Here is a 20,074-nt window from a genome sequence, read left to right on the forward strand (position 1 = left end):
TTAGGTGGGCTCTCGTCGATCGAGCGCCAGTTCGCGAAAGCCGCTGCGCCGTGCGCGGGCGCACATCGGTGCCAGGGCTGGCGCTCTCGGCACCCGAGAGGCTCGGCGTCGGCCCTTTCAGAAGTGACTGAACGATCCGCCCGGGAAGGTCCGGATCGCGCCGTCGGCCATGGTGAATGCCGGAAGCGCGTCGCCCGCCGTCACGGTACCGATGACGCTGAAGGCGATGCCGGCCGCAGCGGCCTCTGCGCTCAGGCCGTCGACGTCTTTCTCAGGCACCGCGCAGAGGATCTCGTAGTCGTCCCCTCCGGTAAGAGCAGTGTCAAGGAGTGCCGGCTCTCGGGCGATGGCGGCGCGCGCGGCCGCCGACAGGGGAATGTCGCTGACGAGGATCTCTGCGCCCCTCCCCTCGCCTTTGAGCATCTTGGCGAGGTCGCCGGCGAGGCCGTCGGAGATGTCCATGGCCGCGCGGGCATGGGCGCGCAGGGCCGGAGCCAAAGCGACGCGCGGGCGGGGATGCCGGTAGCGGTCGACGAGCGCGTCCACGGTGGCGCGATCGAGGTCGCCGGCCCAGGCGGGCATGGAGGCGCGGGCGAGATGAAGCCCGATTGCGGCATCGCCGATGGTGCCGGTGACGCAGATGCGGTCGCCGACCTCGGCAGTCATCCGCCGGACCATCTGGCCGGCAGGTACCTCACCGAAGGCCGTGATCCCGATGAAGGCCGGGCCGCCGGCGCGCACGGTGTCGCCCCCGAGGAGCGGGCAACCGAAGGCGGCGATCGCCTCGCAGAGGCCGGCCGCGAAGACCGACAGCCAATCCTCGGTCCAGTCCGTCGGAAGGCCCAGGGATAGGACGAATCCGCAAGGCGCGGCGCCTTTCGCGGCGAGGTCCGAGAAATTCACACCGAGCGCCTTGCGGGCGACGGAGCCGGCTGGGTCATCCGCCAGAAAATGGACGCCTGCGACGATCGTGTCGGTCGTCACGACGAGATCGTGGCCGGGGCTCGGCGTGAGTGTCGCGGCGTCGTCGCGAAGGTTGTCGGCGCCCGGCCCGGAAAGGGGTGCGAAGTAGCGCGCGATCAGCGCGTCCTCGCCGAGCCTCGGCGCCGCGCCGCTCATCGCCGGCTCAGCCCTTGACGCTGCCCGGGAGCCCGGCGAATTCCGTGCCCCTCACCCCACGGGCGATCTTGTCGAGGACCGCGTTGACGACGCCGGGTTCGTCGCCGGCGAAGAAGCTGTCGGCGACGGCGACGTATTCGGAGATGACGACCCGGGCCGGAACGTCGCGGCGGAACATCAGCTCGTAGGTTCCGGCCCTCAGGATGGCCCGCAGAACAGCTTCGATCCGCTTGAGCGGCCAGCCGGCGGCCAGAGCCTGGTCGACCTGCGGATCGATGGCGCGCTGCTCTTCGACGGTGCCGCGGAGAAGATCGCGAAAGAAGGCGATCTCCGCCGGGGGGTGGTCGATGCCGTCGACCTCGCGCCCGATCCAGAACGCCTCGAACTCGGCGAGCGCCTCGATCACGCCCTTGTCCGAGATCTCCATCTCGTAGAGGGCCTGGACGACGGAGAGACGGGCGCCGCTGCGCTCGACGGTCTTTGACATGATCATTCTTCTCCGACGGAAGCGGCCGAGGCTGCGCGCTTGAGCGCGAGCACCGTAAGGGCGGCTTCCGCCGCACCGCCACCCTTGTTCATCTCCGCGACCCGTGCCCGCGCCTCGGCCTGCTCCTGAGTTTCGACCGTCAGGATGCCGTTGCCGAGGGGCAGGCGCAGGGTGACGGACAGGTCCATCAATGCGCGCGCGCTCTCGCCGGCGACGATGTCGTAATGGCCGGTCTCACCCCGAATGACACAGCCGAGCGCGACGGCCGCATCGTAGGGCTGTCCGGCCCGTTCCGCCGCCTCGATCAGGATGGCGACGGCAGAGGGGATTTCGAGGGCTCCTGGCACTGTCACTACGGTCGCTTCGGCGCCTGCCGCCTCGATGGCTGCCCCTGCGCCCGCCAAGAGTTCGTCGGCGATGTCATCGTAGTAGCGCGCCTCGACCACCAGAACGCGAGCTCCTCTGAGAGCCTCGGCTAGCCGGGGATCACTGCGGAAGGTCGGGCTCGTGGATACCATGGCGGCCTCGTCGCTGTTTTCGTGCCTGGGCCGTCCCGCCACCCGATAGGGCGACGCGGATCGGCCCATCGCGTTCCTGAACCTTGAGGTCGCCGCCCTGGCCGCCCGATGGACTCGGGCCCTTCTCATTCGGTGCCCCCGACCCTTGCGGGCCGGGATCGCCGCAGCACTAGACCGAAGGCAGGCAGGCCACAAGCGTGGGCGTGACCGGCCTCACCCGCGGAACGGCAACGCGACTCATCCATAAGGAAAGCCGCCTGTTTCAGCCGCGAGACAGCCTGCTCACCTGGATACCGTAGGAAGGGATTCCGTCGAAGTGCCTGTACGCTTCCTCTAGCCTGACCGACATCGCCTACGAAGTTCGCGGCGCGCCCAGCGTGTCCCGGCTTTCGCTCAGACGTGCCGCGTAGCGGGCGATGAGATCGACCTCGAGGTTCAGCACGTCGCCCGCCCGGCGCTCGCCCCAGGTGGTGACCGCTAAGGTGTGGGGGATCAGCAGAACCGAGAACAGGTCGCCATCAACCGAGTTGACGGTCAGCGAGGTGCCGTCGAGGCAGATCGAGCCCTTCTCTGCGATGAAGCGCGCTAGAGCCGCGGGCGCGCGGATGACGAAGCGATCGCTCGGCGCCCATTGCGGGTCGCCCGTACCTCCGGTGACCGGTTCGCAGGCGACGATCTCGCCGAGCCCGTCCACATGGCCGGTGACGAGATGACCACCGAGCTCGTCTCCGACCTTGAGAGAGCGTTCGAGGTTCACGCGCGTGCCGACGCTCCAGGTGCCGACGCTGGTCCGCGCCAGCGTCTCGGCGGCCGCATCGACGCTGAATCGGCAGCCACCCTCGGTCGGTTCGACCGCGACCGCAGTGAGGCAGGGACCCGAACAGGCGATCGAGGCGCCGAGAGCGATGGTTGCCGGATCGTAGGACGACTGGATCGTCAGGCGCCGCAGGCGCTCGCTCCCACTCGCGGCGACAACGGTGCCGACATCGGTCACGAGACCAGTGAACATAAAACGCTCCGCTCATAGGTGACGGCCCGGTCCTCGCCGAGCTGACGGACCTCGACTTGCCGCAGATGGCCGCTCGACAGGCGCTCGCCGAGACGCGGACCGACGGCCGGCAGGCCGCCGCTCTCCCCGAGGGTCACCGCTCCCTCGATCAGGGTGCAGATGTCGACGAGGTCGGCTGCGGCAAGCGCGTCGGCGAGGCGCGGACCTCCCTCGCTGCAGATCCGAGTGATGCCGTAGGCCGACAATTGCCGAAGGGCGTCGGTGAGGTCGATCCTCCCGCCGGAATCGGCGTCGACGGAGAGGATCTCGACTCCGGCCGAGGTCAGCATCCGCCGGGCATGGGCCGGGGCGCTGCGGGTGGTGAGGACGAGAGTGGGGATGTCGCGCGCGCTGCGGACGAGATGGGTCGAGGGCAGGAGCCGCAGGGTCGAGTCGAGCACCACGCGGACAGGCGACCGCGAGCCGAGGCCGGGCAGCCGGACATTGAGCGACGGGTCGTCGGCGCGCACGGTTCCGATCCCGACCATGATGGCATCGCCATGGATGCGCCAGAGATGAACCTCGCCGCTCGCCACGGCGCCCGAAATCTGCAGCCGCCGGTCGGGCGTGCCCGCCGCGAACCCGTCCTGCGTCAGGGCGAGCTTGAGGTGGAGGCTCGGGCGCCCCAGCGTGATGCGGCTGATATGGCCGAGATGGGCGCGGCAAGCCTCCTCCCGGAGCACGCCGGTCGTTACGGCGATGCCGGCGGCGGTCAGCCCGGCGTGACCACGCCCGGCGACGCGGGGATCGGGGTCTTCCATCGCTGTCACTACCCGGGCGAGGCCGGCGCCGATGATCGTCTCGGTACAGGGCGGCGTCCGCCCGTGATGCGAGCAGGGTTCGAGTGTCACGTAGAGCGTGGCGCCGCGTGCCGCCTCTCCGGCCATGGACACCGCGAGCGGCTCGCCGTGCGGTCGCCCGCCAGGCGCGGTGACGCCCTGCCCGACGATGCGCTCGGCCCCTGGCGGTCCGGCAACCACCACGGCGCCGACGGACGGATTAGGCCAGGTTCGCCCGAGGTTGCGCCGCCCGAGCGCCAAGGCGAGGCGCATGTAGCGGCGGTCCGCCTCGTCCGTCGCTGCGTTCATGAACGCACCCGCGTCGAGCGCGTGGGTGTGCGTGTCGTGACCGCCTCCTCTACCTCGGGCGGCGCCCCGGCCTCGCCAAGGGTGCCGAGCAGGGCCTTGAAGTCGCTGGCCTCGCGGAAATTCTTATAGACGGAGGCGAAGCGGACATAGGCGACGTCGTCAAGGCCTTTAAGGCCCTGCATTACCAACTCGCCGATCGCCTCGCTCGGGATCTCTCCATCGCCGCCGCTCTCCAATTGCCGGGTGATGCCGCTGACGAGGCGCTCGATCCGTTCCGGCTCGACCGGCCGCTTGCGGAGGGCGACCCCAATCGAGCGCTGCAGCTTGTCTCGGTCGAACGGCACCCGCTTGCCAGACCGCTTCACCACCACGAGTTCGCGAAGCTGAACCCGCTCGAAGGTCGTGAACCGACCGGCGCAATCGGGACAGACACGCCGGCGGCGGATGGCGGCCGCATCGTCGCTCGGGCGCGAATCCTTCACCTGGGTATCGGGGCCGCCGCAATAGGGGCATCGCATCGGGCGGTTCGATCTGTCTCGATGGCGCGGAGGGCCGGCCCGGTACAACGGGAACGGCCACGGACCTGATGATCCGTGGCCGTTCCTTAGCGGTTTCGTACCCGCAGGTTAAGCGGGGCGAAGCGTTCAGCCGTAGATCGGGAACCGGTCGGTCAGCGCGTGGACCTTGACCTTCACCGCAGCCTCGACCTCGGGATCGCCGCCCTCACCCTTGGCCACGAGACCGTCGAGCACCTCGATGATGAAGCCGCCGATCTGCTTGAACTCGGCGACGCCGAAGCCGCGCGAGGTGCCGGCCGGGGTGCCAAGGCGGATGCCCGAGGTCACCGTCGGCTTGGCCGGATCGAACGGGACGCCGTTCTTGTTGCAGGTGATGTCGGCCCGCGATAGCGCCGCTTCCGCGGCCTTGCCGGTGAGGCCCTTGCCCTGGAGGTCGACAAGCATGAGGTGGTTGTCGGTGCCGCCCGAGGTGATGGCGTAGCCGCCCGACATCAGCGTGTCGGCCAGCGCACGTGCGTTCTCGACGACCTGACGGGCGTAGATCTTGAACTCGGGCTTCAGTGCCTCGCCGAAGGCGACCGCCTTGCCGGCGATGACGTGCATGAGCGGACCGCCCTGGATGCCGGGGAAGATCGCCGAGTTGAACTTCTTGGCCAGAGCCTCGTCGTTGGTGAGGATCATGCCGCCGCGGGGGCCGCGCAGCGTCTTGTGCGTCGTGGTGGTGGCCACATGAGCGTGCGGGAACGGCGAGGGATGCACGCCCGCGGCGACGAGGCCGGCGAAATGGGCCATGTCGACCATGAAGTAGGCCCCGACCGCATCGGCGATCTCGCGGAACTTCGCGAAGTCCCAATGGCGCGGGTAACCCGAACCACCAGCGATGATGACCTTCGGCTTGTGCTCGTGGGCGAGTGCCTCGACCTGCTCCATGTCGATGCGCTGGTCGTCGCGGCGGACGGTGTAGGAGACCGGCTTGAACCACTTGCCCGAGACGTTCGGCGGGGCGCCATGGGTGAGATGGCCGCCAGCGGCGAGGTCGAGGCCGAGGAAGGTGTCGCCCGGCTGCAGGAGCGCCAGGAACACGCCCTGGTTCGCCTGGCTGCCGGAATTCGGCTGCACGTTGGCGAAGCCGCAACCGAACAGGCGCTTGGCCCGATCGATAGCGAGATCCTCGGCGATGTCGACGAACTGGCAGCCGCCGTAATACCGGCGACCCGGATAGCCCTCGGCATACTTGTTGGTGAGCACGGAGCCCTGTGCTTCCAGCACGGCGCGCGAGACGATGTTTTCCGAGGCGATCAGCTCGATCTCGTGCTGCTGCCGGCCGAGCTCCTTGCTGACCGCGCTGGCGATCTCAGGGTCCACGTCGGCGAGCGACGCGCTGAAGAACGAGTTCGAGAAGTGCTTGTCGGAAATCGTACCGGCGCTCATGGATGCCCTCGATTGTTGAACGAGCCTACGCGCCCCTTATCCGTCGGCGTGCACGGACGGGCGTTCGAAAGCGTGATTACTACACGGGCTGGGATGCCAGGCCAAGCGCAGGGGAATTTGCCGCGCGGGTCCAAAAAATTTGAACGCGCCGAAGTCGTCAGCCACAGCACGATGATAGAAGTCGATGCGCGTCAATCAGCGGGCGATATCTTCATCGGGCCTTTTCCGCCGCCATCCTCGTTCCCCGCTTCGTTCCCGGAGGAACTTCCGCTCCCGCCGGTCGGTGCGGCGCCTCGGCCTGGAGGCGCCCCGCCTGCACCGGATAGAGACGAGAGAAGGCTGGAGAAAATGCTGGCGATCGGACCGCCGGGCATCCCGCCACCGCCCATGGGACTGGCGCCCATTGGGCCGGCGGCCATTCCACCCAACACGCTTGCGAAACCGGGTATTATGACGCCCCGCACTCCCCCATCGAATTCGACTCGGGATAGATACGATTTAACCATCTTCGAAGTACGGGGATGGGTCAAGTTCAAGTTTTCGATGACTTAATAGAATGAATAATTTCGCCAGTTTCTCCAAATAATACGGAATATAGCCATTGCTTGAATGAATTTTGTTGAAATGCATCCAGACTGGATGCTCGATTTCCATGCGCTTAGCGCAAACCAATCAAGTCGCGGGCGGGTTGCCGGTCGTTGTGGCCGGAACCCGCTGATCGGAAACCCACACCGTTCCGGAAGATCGTCGATTGTGCTCAGACAGAGAGCTCAATCCATCGTGATTACGCTGCCGCCGGGCGCCATTATTGCGCGCCGGCGTCTTGCGGGCTTCTCACGAGACCACATGGGGGCTGAGGTCAGTTCTCCTCGTCGCCCGGCTCGAAGGCTTGCTGCGACATTGTATCGGCGCTCGCGACCGGCGTCGGTGCCGAGAGGGTCGAGGGTACGTTGACGCCGTCGCGCTTGTAGATGTCGTCCCGGAACTGCACGAGGCCGTCCGGGGTCGACCAGGCGGTGATGTAGGTCCAGTAGACCGGCACCGGCTGCGTCATCCGCGCGTCGATGCGCTTGCCGCTCTCGATTGCCTGCTCGACCTGCTCACGTCCCCAGCCGGGTGTGTCCTTGAGGAGCCAGGTGATGTACTCGCGCACGTTCTGGACGCGGACGCAGCCCGACGAGATGAAGCGGAAATCGTCTCCGTAAACACCCTTCGAGTTCGTGTCGTGCATGAACACCCCGTGCGGGTTCGGGATGTTGATGCGCACGATGCCCATCGAGTTGAAGTCGGCGCCCGAATCCTGTCGGTAGCGGTAGCGGGTGCCCTCGTCGGAGTTCCAGTTCACCGAGGCCGGGGAGATCTCGGTCTCACCGGTGAAGATGCGAATCTTGTTGTCGGTGAGGTAGTTCGGATCCTTCTGCATCTTCGGGATCAGGTCCTTCTTCACGATGGAAGCCGGGACCGTCCAGGTCGGATTGAAATTGATCTCCACCGCCTTGGCATTCATGATCGGCGACTGGCGATCGATCTTGCCGACGCCAGCGGCGTGGAGCGTCACGACCTGACCGTTCTCCACCGTCTGGACCAGGGCGGCGGGAATGTTGGTGATGACGAAGCGATTGCCGAGGTTGCCCGAATAGGAGCGAAGGCGGACCACGTTCACCTCAAGCTGCTTGAGGCGGATGTCAGCCGGCACGTTCATGGCCTGCTGGGTCGTCATGCTCATCGCGCCGGTCTGGCTGAGACCGTGACGGGCCTGGAACCGTTTCACACCGGCCGCGACGTAGGAATCGTACACGGCCGCAGTGCCCGCAGTGCCGGACGCCTGATCGAGGTCTCCCGACGCCACGAGACGCTGGCGCACGGCAGCAACGGCTGGGCCGCGCGATCCAATGCGCAGGCGGTCGGCGCCGGTGACGGGGCGCCAGCCGCCGCGGGTGACGATGTCGCGGTACCGCTCGACCATCTGCTCGGTGGCGGCGATGGTCTGCGGCGACAGGATCGGGGTCAGCGAGCGCTGCACCTGGAGGCCGGCGGGGGCAGCATAATCCTGTGCCCATTCGGCCTGGGCGAAGCCTGCCGGCTCTCGCGCTGAGACCGCGTGACCGAGGGCGACGGAGCCGAGGAGAGCAAGGCCAAGAGAGGCCAGGGAGCGGGTGCGAAGGGCCTGTGTCAGCATCGGCGGAGCCTGAAATCCATTCTGTAGCGCCAGGATCGCTCTGCCCGACCAGCGTGGGGACGCGGGACGGTCCGGCGATACTCGTGCAGCGAACCTGTCTTGGTACGGTTAAGAAGCCATGGCGAACGGGCCACAATGTGGCGCCGCTCGATCCTCCGCGTGCCCCCGCGCACCTGCGGCGCATTCGCAACAGGCCGGGTTGGCTCGACGAGCCTCTGGCGACGCAAGCGGCCTTGGCGTAAGGCGAAGGCCTGGTCGAGGGAAGGCATGGTCGAGGTCGGCACGAAGCGGGGACGATGGAGGCCGATCGCTGCGGTGATCGTCCTCTATGCATTCGTCCTGCAAGCGATCCTCGGCGGCCTCGTGCCGCTCCGGATGCTCGATCATGCCGGCTACCTCTGCTCCGAGGCCGTTGAGCCCGGCCGGAACGGAGACGGCCCGATCAAGGTGCCGGCCCATCACGACACGGCCTGCTGCACCGCCGCCCATGCTGCACCCGATACCGGCACGCCGCTCGCCGCCGCTTCGTTCGCCATCGTCTGGCCGGCCCGTGAGGCCGGCGCTGCGATCCGCCCTGTCGAGCCGGGAGTGTCCGCGCGCGCGCCGCCCGGCTCCCGCTTCCTTGCCCGAGGTCCCCCGACCGCCTGAACCGATCGTTCGCCATCGATCTGTCAGACGTCAGGAGATTTCATCATGCATCGGATGCCTCGGGCAGAGCTCTACGCCGCCCTCGCCCTCACCCTGTCCACCAGCGCAGCCTTCGCCCACGTCACGCTCGAGCGCCGCGAGGCCAGTCCCAACGCCAGCTACCGCGCCGTCGTGCAGGTGAATCACGGCTGTTCGGGCCAGCCGACCACTCGGGTCAGCGTCACGATCCCCGAGGGCGTGATCGGCGCCAAGCCGATGCCGAAGCCGGGCTGGCAGGTGGCGACGGAAAAAGGGCCCTACGCCCGCTCCTATCCCCATTTCCACGGCGACATCCGCGAGGGCGTGAAGACCATCACCTGGAGCGGCGGCAGCCTGCCCGACGACCATGTCGACGAGTTCACCTTCATCGCCCGAATCTCGGACGCCTTCTCGCCGGGCTCCACGATCTACTTCCCCGTCGAGCAGGATTGCGCGAGCGGCAGCTACGCCTGGACCGAGGTGCCCGCTGCCGGGCAGACGGCTCAAGCGCTCAAATCACCCGCTCCGGGCGTGACGATCGTGGCGGCGCGGTCGACGCCGAAGGTCACCGGCAGTTCTGCGGCCACGATCAAGGCCGGCGATTTGTCGATCGAGACGCCGTGGATGCGCGCCACCCCGAGCGGCGCCAAGGTTGCCGGCGGCTACGTGCGCATCACCAATACCGGCAAGGAGCCCGACAGGCTGACCGGCGCGGCCATCCCGATGGCAGGGTCCGGTTCGATCCACTCCATGTCGGTGGAGGGCGGCGTCATGAAGATGGCGGTGGTGGAGGGCGGCCTCACCATCAAGCCGGGCGAAACCGTCGAACTCAAGCCAGGCGGCTATCACCTGATGTTCGAGGACCTGAAGGGGGCGCCCAAGGCGGGCGAGCCGATTGCCGGCACCCTCACCTTCGAGCGGGCCGGCACGGTGGCGGTGACCTTCGCGGTCGCCCCTATCGGCGCCAAGGGACCGGGCGGCTCTACAGGCTCCAGCGGTCATCAGCACCACTGACCGTTCGTCCGCACTGTCCGGCGTGAGCGCCCTCCGCGTCTGAGCGGGAAGGCGCATTCATGCCCTGCGCGGAGCCCCCTCGCCTTTTCTCGCCTCCTTCTGAGGATCCCCGCCTCCCGCCGCCTTCCGTCACGGAAGGCGGAGCGGGACAGCGCGCGGTCCGGAGCCCGAACCATGTTCATTCCTCAGCTTCCGTGGGGCGTTCTCGCCGTTGCCCTGATCACGTCGCCCGCCATCGCGCAGGGGCAGGAAGCCGCGAGCGCCGATTTGTCCGAGCTCAGCGTGCAGGGGGCGAGCGCCGGTTCGCTCACCGTGCCGAGCGTCGAACAGCAGCGTGCGGCCGTGAATGCCACCGTCGGCTCTGTCGGCTTCGTCGATGCGAAGACGTTCCAGAACGCCTATGCCAACACCCTGCGCGACGTCCTCAAGGACCAGCCCGGCGTGTTCGTGCAGCAGCGTTACGGCCAGGAACTGCGCCTCTCGGTGCGCGGCTCCGGAATCTCGCGCGGCTTTCACCTGCGCGGTCTCGAACTCCTGCAGGACGGCATCCCGGTCAACCTCGCCGACGGCAGCGGAGACTTCTACCAGATCGATCCCCTCGCCCTGCGCTCGGTCGAGGTCTACAAGGGCGGCAATGCGCTGACCTTCGGGGCGACGACGCTGGGCGGCGCCATCAACTTCGTCACGCCCACGGCCTACACCGCCTTTGCGCCCAACATCCTCCGGATCGAGGCGGGCAGCTTCGGCACGATCCGCGAGAATTTTCAGGTCTCCCGCATCTCCGGCCCGGCCGATCTTCTCATCAACGGCACCCTCACCAATTCGGACGGCTACCGGGCCCACGAGACGCAGCGGACGCAGAACTTCAACGCCAATCTCGGCTACCAGCTCGCGCCCGGCATCGAGACGCGGTTCTATCTCGGGATCTATCTCACCGACCAGAAACTGCCCGGCACGCTGACGCTCTTCAACGCGCTCAACAACCCGACTCTGGCGAACCCGAGCGCCATCACGGGCAATCAATCCCGCAAGGCCGGGACCGAGCGGATCGCCAACCGGACCTCCTTCGTCCTCGATGTCGGCAAGCTCGATATCGACACATGGGCGATCCACAAGTCGCTCTATCACCCGATCTTCCAGGTCATCGACCAGGATGGCTGGACCTACGGCATCGCACCGCGCTGGGCCGGCACCTTCGACGTCGCGGGATTTCGCAACGACACCATCCTGGGCCTGCGCGCCTATGCCGGGCAGAACTCGGCGCTGCAGTTCAACAACTTCGCCGGCCAGCGCAACGGCCAGACGCTCAGCGCCATGCAGAGTGCCTCGAACCTCGAGGCCTATGGCGAGAACCGCTTCTGGTTCCTCCCCGATGTGGCGCTGATGACCGGGGCGAAGCTGTTCTCGTCGAACCGGACCTACAGCAACAAGGGCGGCTTTACCGGCGCGAGCCGCCTCCCATCCTTCGCCAACGAGACCTATGAGGGCGTGAACCCGAAGGTCGGCCTTCTCTGGCAGCCCCTGCCCGACATCCAGGTCTTCGGCGACATCACCCGCTCCCGCGACGTGCCCGATTTCTCCGATCTCACGCAGACCAACACGCTCGGCACCACCTTCGTGCCGCTTCAGGCCCAGCGCGCCTGGACCTACGAGGCCGGCACGCGCGGCCGCATCGACCGCCTCGCCTGGGACGTGACCCTCTACCGTTCGCAGATCCGGGACGAGCTGATCAACTTCTCGGTCAATCCCGGTCTCAGCATCCCAGCCGCGACCTTCAACGCGCCTCGCACCGTGCATCAGGGCGTCGAGGCTGCGCTGTCCCTCGACGTGGCGCGCGACCTCACCGGCATCCGCGATACGCTGACCGCCTCGCAGATCTGGACCCACAACGACTTCCGTTTCGTCGCCGACCCTGTCTTCCGCAACAACCAGATCGCCGGCATCCCGAAGGACGTGCTGCGCACGGTGGTGACCTACACGCATCCGGGCGGCTTCTACCTGTCGCCCTCTGTCGATTGGGTTCCGCGGGGCGCCTTCGCCGACCATGCCAACACCCTGCAGGTGCCGGGCTATGCGCTGTTCAACATCCAGACCGGCATCGACTTCAAGAACGGCGTCTCGCTCTTTCTCGATGCCCGCAACCTGACCGACGAGCGGACCATTTCCGACATTTCGGTGGTCACCAATGCCTCGGCGACGGTCGGCGGAGCCGCCGCCCTCGCGGCCTTCTACCCCGGCGCCGGGCGCAGTTTCTTCGGCGGGATAAGGGCGTCGTTCTGAACCGCCGGTGGTGGAGCGCTCAAGCCGTCGCGCCTCTCACGAGGGGCGCCACACCGCTTCCGAGAAGCGCGATCGATCGCAGCATGGCGGTGTGTTGTCCCGAGGCGACGCTCATCTGGAAGTTTACGCGCGAGAGCCCACCCAGGGCCTCGCTCGCTGCGAGAACCTTGTCGGCGACCGTCTCGGGGTCGCCGATCAGGAAGGCCCCGCCCGGCCCGCACAGGGCATCGAAATGTTCGCGTGAGACGTCGAACCGTCCCCGCTCCTTGGCGAGCTTGGTGAACATGTAGACCCAGCCGAGATAGAAGGCGTCCCTGGCCTCCCCTGCCGTCTCTCCGAGGAAACCCATGGCGTGGACGCCCACCCGCAGCCGCTCGGGTGGATGGCCGGCGCGGCGGCCCGCCTCCCGGTAGAGATCCACCAGCGATCGGAACCGCGCGAACGACCCGCCGATGATCGCGACCATGAGAGGCAGGCCGAGCGTTCCCGCCCGCACGAACGAGGCAGGAGTGCCGCCTACGCCGACCCAGATCGGGATCTCCGCCTGGTGCGGGCGCGGAAACACGCCCTGATCGGTCAGGCTCGGCCGAAACCGGCCCGACCAGGTGACGTGCGTCCGAGCCCTGAGCTCCAGCAGAAGCCCGAGTTTCTCGGCGTAGAGCTCGTCGTAATGGTCGAGGTTCAGGCCGAACAGGGGATAGGCATCGACGAAGGAGCCGCGGCCCGCGACGATCTCGGCGCGTCCCTGGGAGATCAGGTCGAGGGTGGCGAAGTCCTGGAATACCCGCACCGGATCGGCCGCGCTCAGCACCGTGACGGCACTGTGCAGGCGGATGGCCCGCGTGCGCGCCGCGGCTGCGGCGAGGATGATGGCTGGAGCGGAGTCGATGAAGTCGGCGCGGTGATGCTCGCCGATGCCGAAGGCGTCGAGGCCGACCTCGTCGGCGAGCTCGATCTCCCTGATGAGGTTGCTCATCAGCTCCGTGGGAGCCGGCATCCGACCCGTTTCGTCGGGCACCAGAGACGCGAAGCTGTCGACGCCGAGTTCCAGGGCCATCGTGTCTCTCCGTTGGACATGGCTCGATCGGGGCTCCGTCAGGCTGCCACCTTGGCCGCCTTCGGTGCGCCTGGAGTTGCCGCGGCGTCGCGGCCGTGCAGACCTCAACCGGCGTCGGCGCTCGGAGCGAGTGACCCGATCGTCGTCGTTCCGCCGCGCCGGTACTGATCGCGCCCGACCCCTCGCCGCATTGCACCAACGAACCCTGTTCGCAGCCACCGTGACCGTTTGCGCTGGCGCTTGAAGTTTGGCAAGCAGGGCGGGCACTTCCGGGGAGGAAGGCGACAGAACCGAGCGTCACGTCCCATGGCTACGCCAAGCCAAGCTCGGGAAACATCATAACAACCGCCCAAGGACGACAGAATGACCGCATTGCTGCTGATCATCGGAGGCGGGCTGTGCGCCGTCGCCTACGGCATCGTGACCATTTCCACGCTGATGCGGCGGGACGCCGGCACCCAGCGCATGCAGGAGATCGCCGGCGCCATTGCCGAGGGCGCCCAGGCCTATCTGCGCCGCCAGTACACCACCATCGGCATCGTCGGGATCGTGCTCTTCGCGGCACTCGCCTATTTTCTCGGGATCAAGGTCGCCATCGGCTTCCTGATCGGGGCCGTACTGTCCGGCGCCGCCGGCTTCATCGGCATGAACGTCTCGGTGCGCGCGAACGTCCGTACCGCCCAGGCCGCCTCGTCCTCGCTGGGCGCCGGCCTCGACGTCGCCTTCAAGTCGGGCGCCGTCACCGGTATGCTGGTGGCCGGCCTCGCCCTCCTCGGGGTCGCGCTTTATTACGGCTACCTCACCCGCATTGTAGGCCTGGCACCGGCCAGCCGCGAGGTCATCGATGCCCTCGTGGCGCTCGGATTCGGCGCCTCGCTGATCTCGATCTTCGCCCGCCTCGGCGGCGGCATCTTCACCAAGGGCGCCGATGTCGGCGGGGATCTCGTCGGGAAGGTCGAGGCCGGGATTCCCGAGGACGACCCGCGCAACCCGGCCACCATCGCCGACAATGTCGGCGACAATGTCGGCGATTGCGCCGGCATGGCTGCCGACCTCTTCGAGACCTATGCGGTGACGATCGTCGCCACGATGGTGCTCGCCGCGATCTTCTTTGCCGGCCAGACCGACGTCGGGGGGCGCAACGTCCTCGAAGCCATGCTGCTCTATCCGCTGGCGATCGGCTCGTCCTGCATCCTGACCTCGATCGCCGGCACCTATGCGGTCCGGCTCTCGGCCAACCAGTCGATCATGGGTGCCCTCTACAAGGGCCTCGCCGCGGCTGGCATCCTCTCGATCGGCGCCATCGCACTCGTCAACCTCGCCCTGTTCGGCGGCTTCTCCACCGCCTTCACGACCTCCGCCGGCGTCACCTTCACGTCGGGTGCCCTGCTCGGCTGCGCGGTGATCGGCCTCGTCATCACGGCGCTGATCGTGGTCATCACCGAGTACTACACCGGCACCAACTATCGTCCGGTGAAGTCGATCGCCGACGCCTCGGTGACCGGTCACGGCACCAACGTGATCCAGGGCCTGGCGATCTCGCTGGAATCGACCGCCCTGCCTGCCATCGTCATCGTGGCCGGCATCATCGCGACCTACTCGCTGGCGGGCCTCTTCGGTATCGCCATCGCGGTCACCGCCATGCTGGCGCTCGCCGGCTTCATCGTCGCCCTCGACGCCTTCGGCCCGGTCACAGACAATGCCGGCGGAATCGCCGAGATGGCGGGCCTGCCGCCGGAGGTACGCAAGTCCACCGACGCCCTCGATGCCGTCGGCAACACCACCAAGGCAGTCACCAAGGGCTACGCGATCGGCTCGGCCGGCCTCGGCGCGCTGGTGCTGTTCGCCGCCTACACCTCGGACCTGAACTACTTCATCGCCAACGCCAGCCCGACGCAGTACCGCTTCTTCCAGGGCGTCAGCGTCGATTTCACCCTGATGAACCCCTACGTCGTGGTCGGGCTCCTGCTCGGCGGCCTGATCCCGTTCCTATTCGGCGGGATGGCGATGACGGCGGTCGGGCGTGCAGCCGGCGCCGTGGTCGAGGAGGTCCGCCGCCAGTTCCGCGAGAACCCCGGCATCATGACCGGAGCCGTCCGGCCCGATTACGGCCGGGCCGTGGACATGCTCACGAAGGCTGCGATCAAGGAGATGATCCTGCCCTCGCTGCTGCCGGTGCTCTCGCCGATCGTCCTGTTCTTCGTGATTCAGGCGATCGCCGGCAAGGGACAGGCCTTCGCCACCGTCGGCGCGATGCTGATGGGCGTCATCATCACGGGCCTCTACGTCGCGGTCTCGATGACCTCCGGCGGCGGTGCCTGGGACAACGCCAAGAAGTACATCGAGGACGGGCATCATGGCGGCAAGGGCTCCGAGGCCCACAAGGCGGCCGTGACCGGCGACACCGTCGGCGACCCCTACAAGGACACGGCGGGCCCCGCCGTGAACCCGGCGATCAAGATCACCAACATCATCGCGCTGCTGCTGCTCGCGGTGCTGGCGCATCTCTGAGCCATCGGCACGACGCTAGGCCGGAAACGGGCGTCCTTCGGGGCGCCCGTTCTCGTTTGGCTGGGCCGTTCAGGAGCCCAGCCGCTCCAGCATCGCCGCGTTCTCGGCCGAAGCCACCAAGCTGCGGCGCAGGACCGCCAGCGCCTGGAGCGCGAGCAGGCTCTCCTGTGCGACGGTCTCGACCTCGGCCGGCGTCGAGGCTCCGGTGTGGAGGATGCCTTCGAAGGTCCGGCAGGCACCTGACAATGGGCTAAAGCCGAGCATTCCTGCCGAGGAGACGAGCTTGTGCGCACTACCGGCGAGATCGGCGTCGCACGTCACTATCGCACGCTGCGTCTCCGGATCGAGCACGAAACCGCTGGCAAGGTGGCGTTCGAGGTCAGCCAGCATTCGCGCGAGCTTCTCGCGGCCAAGGAGATCGATCAGGTCGTCGATCGTATCCTGGTCGAACGCCGCCGGACCCTCCGACGCCAGCGAGGCATCAACGCTCGGAGCCGGGACCCATCGGGCGACCGCCGAGAGCAGGTCGGCCTTGCGGAACGGCTTGCCGATATGATCGACCATTCCGGCCGCCCGGAACGCGGCGATCTGCTCTCCCAGCACGTTCGCCGTCAGGGCGATGATGGGGATCTCGGCGAGGGTGCCGCCCAGCGCCCGGATTCGGGCGGTGGCTTCGAGCCCGTCCATTACGGGCATCTGCACGTCCATCAGGACGATGTCGTAGGCGGCGCGCTGGACGGCGTGAATCGCTTCGGCGCCGTCGGTCGCGAGGACGACGTGATGGCCCGCGCCGGCAAGGATCGCCTTGGCGATCTCTTGGTTCATGGCGACGTCCTCGACGAGGAGGATGCGGGCGGCGTGAGGCGGCATTGCTGCGGAACCCGAATCCGCCTCCAGGGCCGGCATGACCTCGCCGATTCCGAGTTCCACCGTGAACCAGAAGGTCGAACCGAGGCCGGAGCGGCTCTCGACCCCGATGGTGCCGCCCATCAGTTCGACGAGGCTCTTGCTGATGGCGAGCCCGAGGCCTGTGCCGCCAAAACGGCGCGAGATCGAGCCGTCGACCTGGCTGAAGCGCTGGAACAGCCTGTCCCGCTTGTCCTCGGGGATGCCGATGCCGGTATCGGTGACCTCGCAGCGAAGTTGCACCCTGTCCCCACGACGCTCCAGGCACCGGAGGCTCAGCGTCACCTCGCCCGCATGGGTGAACTTCACGGCGTTGTTGAGGAGGTTCAGGAGCACTTGGCGCAAGCGGTTCTGGTCACCGACGAGACCCTGCGGCAAGGCGGGATCGATGGCGGTCTGCAGCGCGAGGGGCTTGTCCTGGACGAGTCCGCTGATCATCGACATGGTGTCGGCCACGAGCCCGTCGAGACCGAAGGTCTCCGGTTCGAGCTCGACACCGCCGGCCTCGATCTTCGAGAAGTCGAGGACGTCGTTGACGATGGTCAGCAGGGCCCGCCCCGATCCGAGGATGCGGGTGAGCTTGCTTCGGTCCTCCGGCCCCCGATCGGGTGCCTCCAACAGCATCTCGGTATAGCCTAGGATGCTGTTGAGCGGCGTGCGGATCTCATGGCTCATGGCAGCGAGGAAGTCGGTCTTGGCCGCGCTCGCCTTCTCGGCCTCCAGCCGGGCGCTCTCGGCCGCTTGCCCGGCCTTGATCAGGGCCTCTTCGACGCGTTTGCGATTGCCGATGTCGAAGTTGAGCCCGATCATCCGTACGGGCTGTCCGTGAGGGTCGTAATAGGCCCTTCCGATACCGTGGACCCAGCGGACGCCGCCGTCGGGCAAGCGCACCCGGAACTCGGCCGAATAGGTCTCCCTGGCTTTGAGGGACCGATCGACCTCGACCCAGATCCGCCCGATATCCTCCGGATGGATCAGGGCGTTCCAATCCTCCGCGGCCAGGGCCACCGGGGCGCTTCCGTCGAGGCCATGCATCGCGGCGCTCTCGGGCGAAAGCACGATGCCGTTGCCGAGAGCGAGGTGGATGTCCCAGGTTCCCGCTCCGGCCGCCTCCGTTGCGATGCGCAGAAGGTCGCTCGATCGGAGGAGCGCCTCGCGCGCCGTCACCAAGTCGTGGATGTCGAGGGCGGTCCCGAGCCAGCTCGCCACCTCGCCGCCAAGGTGGATCGGTACGATCATCAGCTTGTGCCAGCGGAACACCCCGTCATGGCGCAGGAGCCGGATGTCGGCCTCCCAGCCGCCTCGGGCGACGATCCCGTCGTTCCAGGCGCGCATGATCACCGGGAGGTCGTCCGGATGGTAGCGCGTCATGCGCTCCTGGAGGCTCGCACCGATCACCCCGTGATAGGCTTCGAAACGCCCGTTGGCATAGATCGTGGCGCGATCCTCGCGATCCATGATCCAGACGATCTGCGGCAGCGTATCGGCCAGGATGCGGTACCGGGTCTCGCTCTCGCGCAGAGCCTCCTCGGCGCGGCGCCTCTCGGTGGTGTCGCGGACGGAGGAGAGCAGGCCTTCCGGCTGCCCTGATGAATCCCTGAGGACGTGGATCGACGCTTCGATCCAGATCCAGCGCCCGTCGCGGTGGCGCAGGCGATTGACGCTCACGGCGCGACTCTCGTCCCCGGCGAGGAGCTGCTCGACCAGCGCACGGAACGCCGGGACGTCGTCGGGATGCATGTTGTCGAGAGGACGCATGCCGAGGAGCTCGGCCGGGGCGTAGCCGAGCAGGTCCGTGGACGCGGGCGAGACGTAGATCCGTCGCCCCTCGAGGTCGAGTTGCGTGATCATGTCGGTCGAGTTGTCGGAGAGGTGATGGAAGCGTCCCTCGCTCTCCCGCAGCCGATACTCGACGGATTTCAGGTCGGTGACGTCCATGATCACGCCGGCGAAGGTCGCCCGATCGTTCTTCATGCCCTCGTAGGTTCCGCGCACGATGACTGCCCTGGCCTCTCCGCCCGGCCGAAACAGTGTCGTCTCGAAGCTGAAGTCTGTCCTATCAGCCACCGCCGCGGCGAAAAGCGCCTCGATGCGCGGCCGGTCCACCGACCGATAGTAATGGATGGCCTCTTCCGGCCTCGGAACCTCGCAAGCCGGGTCGAGCCCGAAGATCCGGAACATCTCGGCGGACCATGTCCGGTGCCCGTCCGGAACCTCAAGCCGCCAATGTCCGATCTGAGCCAGTTGCTCGGCCATCAACAGCAGTCGGTTGGTCTCGGTGAGGGCCTTATCGCGCTCTCGCAGAGTGGAGGCCTGGGCATTGATGACGTCCTCGCGGGCCGTGCGCTCCGCGTTCTGCCGCTGTTGCCGCAGGTTGGCCGTGTGCAGCCGCAAATGCGCCACAACGACCTTCGCGAGATCCTCGAGTTGGCGGCATTGATCCGCCGAGAACCTTCGCGGCTCGATGTCAATCACGCAGAGCGAACCGATCCGGATTCCCGCCTCGATGACGAGGGGAGCGCCGGCATAGAACCGGATATGCGGAGCCCCGGTGACCAAAGCGTTATGGGCGAAGCGCGGATCCTCCCGCGCGTCTTCGACCACCATCACGGCATCGGAGAGCACCGCATGGTTGCAGAACGCGAGGTCGCGACTGGTTCGATCGACGGCGAGGCCGCACCGTGCCTTGAACCATTGATGATCCTCCTCGATCAGGGAGATCAGCGCGATGGGCAGGTCGAACAGGGCAGCCGCCGTTCGGCAGACCGCATCGAAATGCGCCTCCGCTTCGGTTCCGACGATCGCGAGGTCACGCAGAGCGGCGAGGCGCTCCGCCTCGTTTGCGGCGACGGGAAACAGATCGTACACCCGCTTCGGCCCTTTCCGCGGTCGGTCGGCGCCGCCGATTCCGGGCGGTGGGATAGGTCACGATCGCTGCCCCGGATCCCGCGGATCCTTCGGCGCTCGCGTCGTCCAGCTCCGTTTTCGCACAAACAGATTGACGAGATCTGGCAAGGCTGCGGCATCATGGGGGGCTACGGCTCCGATGTCAGCAAGTTCGAGCGCCTCGGGCCGATCTCGTTCAATGCCGCGGCCGAAGTGCGGGGACCTCGCCCCATCGAAGAGGACCAACGATGCGTCCCAACCGGCTCCGCCGCCTTCTTCCGGCCTCGGCCTTCCTTACCGTCACCGTCTGGGGGGCGGCCGCCCCAAGTCCTGCCCAGGCCCTGGCGCCACCCTGCGACGAGACCG

The 20,074-nt window shown here is 67.3% G+C and carries 14 protein-coding genes; 4 read left to right on the top strand and 10 right to left on the bottom strand.

Annotation, left to right across the window (positions count from 1 at the left end):
- Positions 1 to 117 precede the first annotated feature (117 nt).
- The 8 genes from thiL to K2Y56_RS08735 all read right to left on the bottom strand — a co-directional run bounded on the left by thiL (position 118) and on the right by K2Y56_RS08735 (position 8,388).
- Positions 118 to 1,119 carry a thiamine-phosphate kinase gene (gene thiL / locus K2Y56_RS08700; RefSeq protein ID WP_292506980.1) on the bottom strand — a complete coding sequence of 334 codons (1,002 nt, stop codon included), beginning with the start codon at positions 1,117 to 1,119 and terminating at the stop codon, positions 118 to 120.
- A 7-nt stretch (positions 1,120 to 1,126) separates the two neighbouring features.
- Positions 1,127 to 1,606 carry a transcription antitermination factor NusB gene (gene nusB, locus K2Y56_RS08705; RefSeq protein WP_292506981.1) on the bottom strand — a complete coding sequence of 160 codons (480 nt, stop codon included), beginning with the start codon at positions 1,604 to 1,606 and terminating at the stop codon, positions 1,127 to 1,129.
- Between the two features lie 2 nt (positions 1,607 to 1,608).
- A complete protein-coding gene (gene ribH, locus K2Y56_RS08710) occupies positions 1,609 to 2,124 on the bottom strand; it encodes a 6,7-dimethyl-8-ribityllumazine synthase (protein WP_292506982.1) in 516 nt (171 codons plus the stop codon).
- Positions 2,125 to 2,476: 352 nt separating this feature from the next.
- Entirely contained in the window at positions 2,477 to 3,133 is a 657-nt protein-coding gene (locus K2Y56_RS08715) for a riboflavin synthase (protein WP_292506983.1), read from the bottom strand.
- Entirely contained in the window at positions 3,115 to 4,260 is a 1,146-nt protein-coding gene (gene ribD / locus K2Y56_RS08720; RefSeq protein ID WP_292506984.1) for a bifunctional diaminohydroxyphosphoribosylaminopyrimidine deaminase/5-amino-6-(5-phosphoribosylamino)uracil reductase RibD, read from the bottom strand. Before ribD ends, K2Y56_RS08715 begins: the two co-directional genes overlap by 19 nt.
- The gene (gene nrdR / locus K2Y56_RS08725) at positions 4,257 to 4,778 is read right to left on the bottom strand and encodes a transcriptional regulator NrdR (protein ID WP_292506985.1); all 522 of its coding nucleotides are present in this window, start codon (positions 4,776 to 4,778) and stop codon (positions 4,257 to 4,259) included. Before nrdR ends, ribD begins: the two co-directional genes overlap by 4 nt.
- 126 nt (positions 4,779 to 4,904) lie before the next feature.
- Entirely contained in the window at positions 4,905 to 6,209 is a 1,305-nt protein-coding gene (glyA, locus tag K2Y56_RS08730) for a serine hydroxymethyltransferase (RefSeq protein ID WP_292506986.1), read from the bottom strand.
- Between the two features lie 859 nt (positions 6,210 to 7,068).
- Entirely contained in the window at positions 7,069 to 8,388 is a 1,320-nt protein-coding gene (locus K2Y56_RS08735; RefSeq protein WP_292506987.1) for a L,D-transpeptidase family protein, read from the bottom strand.
- Between the two features lie 267 nt (positions 8,389 to 8,655).
- Here K2Y56_RS08735 and K2Y56_RS08740 point away from each other — a divergent pair, with 267 nt between their 5' ends.
- From K2Y56_RS08740 to K2Y56_RS08750, 3 genes are all read left to right on the top strand, one after another.
- Positions 8,656 to 9,036, top strand: coding sequence for a hypothetical protein (locus K2Y56_RS08740; protein ID WP_292506988.1), 381 nt, complete (start codon positions 8,656 to 8,658; stop codon positions 9,034 to 9,036).
- A 45-nt stretch (positions 9,037 to 9,081) separates the two neighbouring features.
- On the top strand, positions 9,082 to 10,068 hold the full coding sequence (locus tag K2Y56_RS08745) for a DUF1775 domain-containing protein (RefSeq protein ID WP_292506989.1): 987 nt from the start codon (positions 9,082 to 9,084) through the stop codon (positions 10,066 to 10,068).
- 174 nt (positions 10,069 to 10,242) lie between these two features.
- Complete coding sequence (locus K2Y56_RS08750; RefSeq protein ID WP_292506990.1) at positions 10,243 to 12,348, top strand: TonB-dependent receptor; 2,106 nt, start codon at positions 10,243 to 10,245, stop codon at positions 12,346 to 12,348.
- A gap of 19 nt (positions 12,349 to 12,367) precedes the next feature.
- Here the strand turns inward: K2Y56_RS08750 and K2Y56_RS08755 are convergent, their stop codons facing one another.
- On the bottom strand, positions 12,368 to 13,399 hold the full coding sequence (locus K2Y56_RS08755) for an Atu2307/SP_0267 family LLM class monooxygenase (RefSeq protein WP_292506993.1): 1,032 nt from the start codon (positions 13,397 to 13,399) through the stop codon (positions 12,368 to 12,370).
- A gap of 369 nt (positions 13,400 to 13,768) precedes the next feature.
- Here K2Y56_RS08755 and K2Y56_RS08760 point away from each other — a divergent pair, with 369 nt between their 5' ends.
- Positions 13,769 to 15,916: a sodium-translocating pyrophosphatase gene (locus tag K2Y56_RS08760; RefSeq protein WP_292506991.1), complete on the top strand. Its 2,148-nt coding sequence runs from the start codon at positions 13,769 to 13,771 to the stop codon at positions 15,914 to 15,916.
- A gap of 69 nt (positions 15,917 to 15,985) precedes the next feature.
- Here the strand turns inward: K2Y56_RS08760 and K2Y56_RS08765 are convergent, their stop codons facing one another.
- Positions 15,986 to 19,690, bottom strand: a complete 3,705-nt coding sequence (locus K2Y56_RS08765) for a PAS domain-containing protein (protein ID WP_292506992.1) — start codon at positions 19,688 to 19,690, stop codon at positions 15,986 to 15,988.
- Between the last annotated feature and the right edge of the window lie 384 nt (positions 19,691 to 20,074).

It is taken from the genome of Methylobacterium sp. (assembly GCF_019745455.1).
GTDB lineage: Bacteria > Pseudomonadota > Alphaproteobacteria > Rhizobiales > Beijerinckiaceae > Methylobacterium.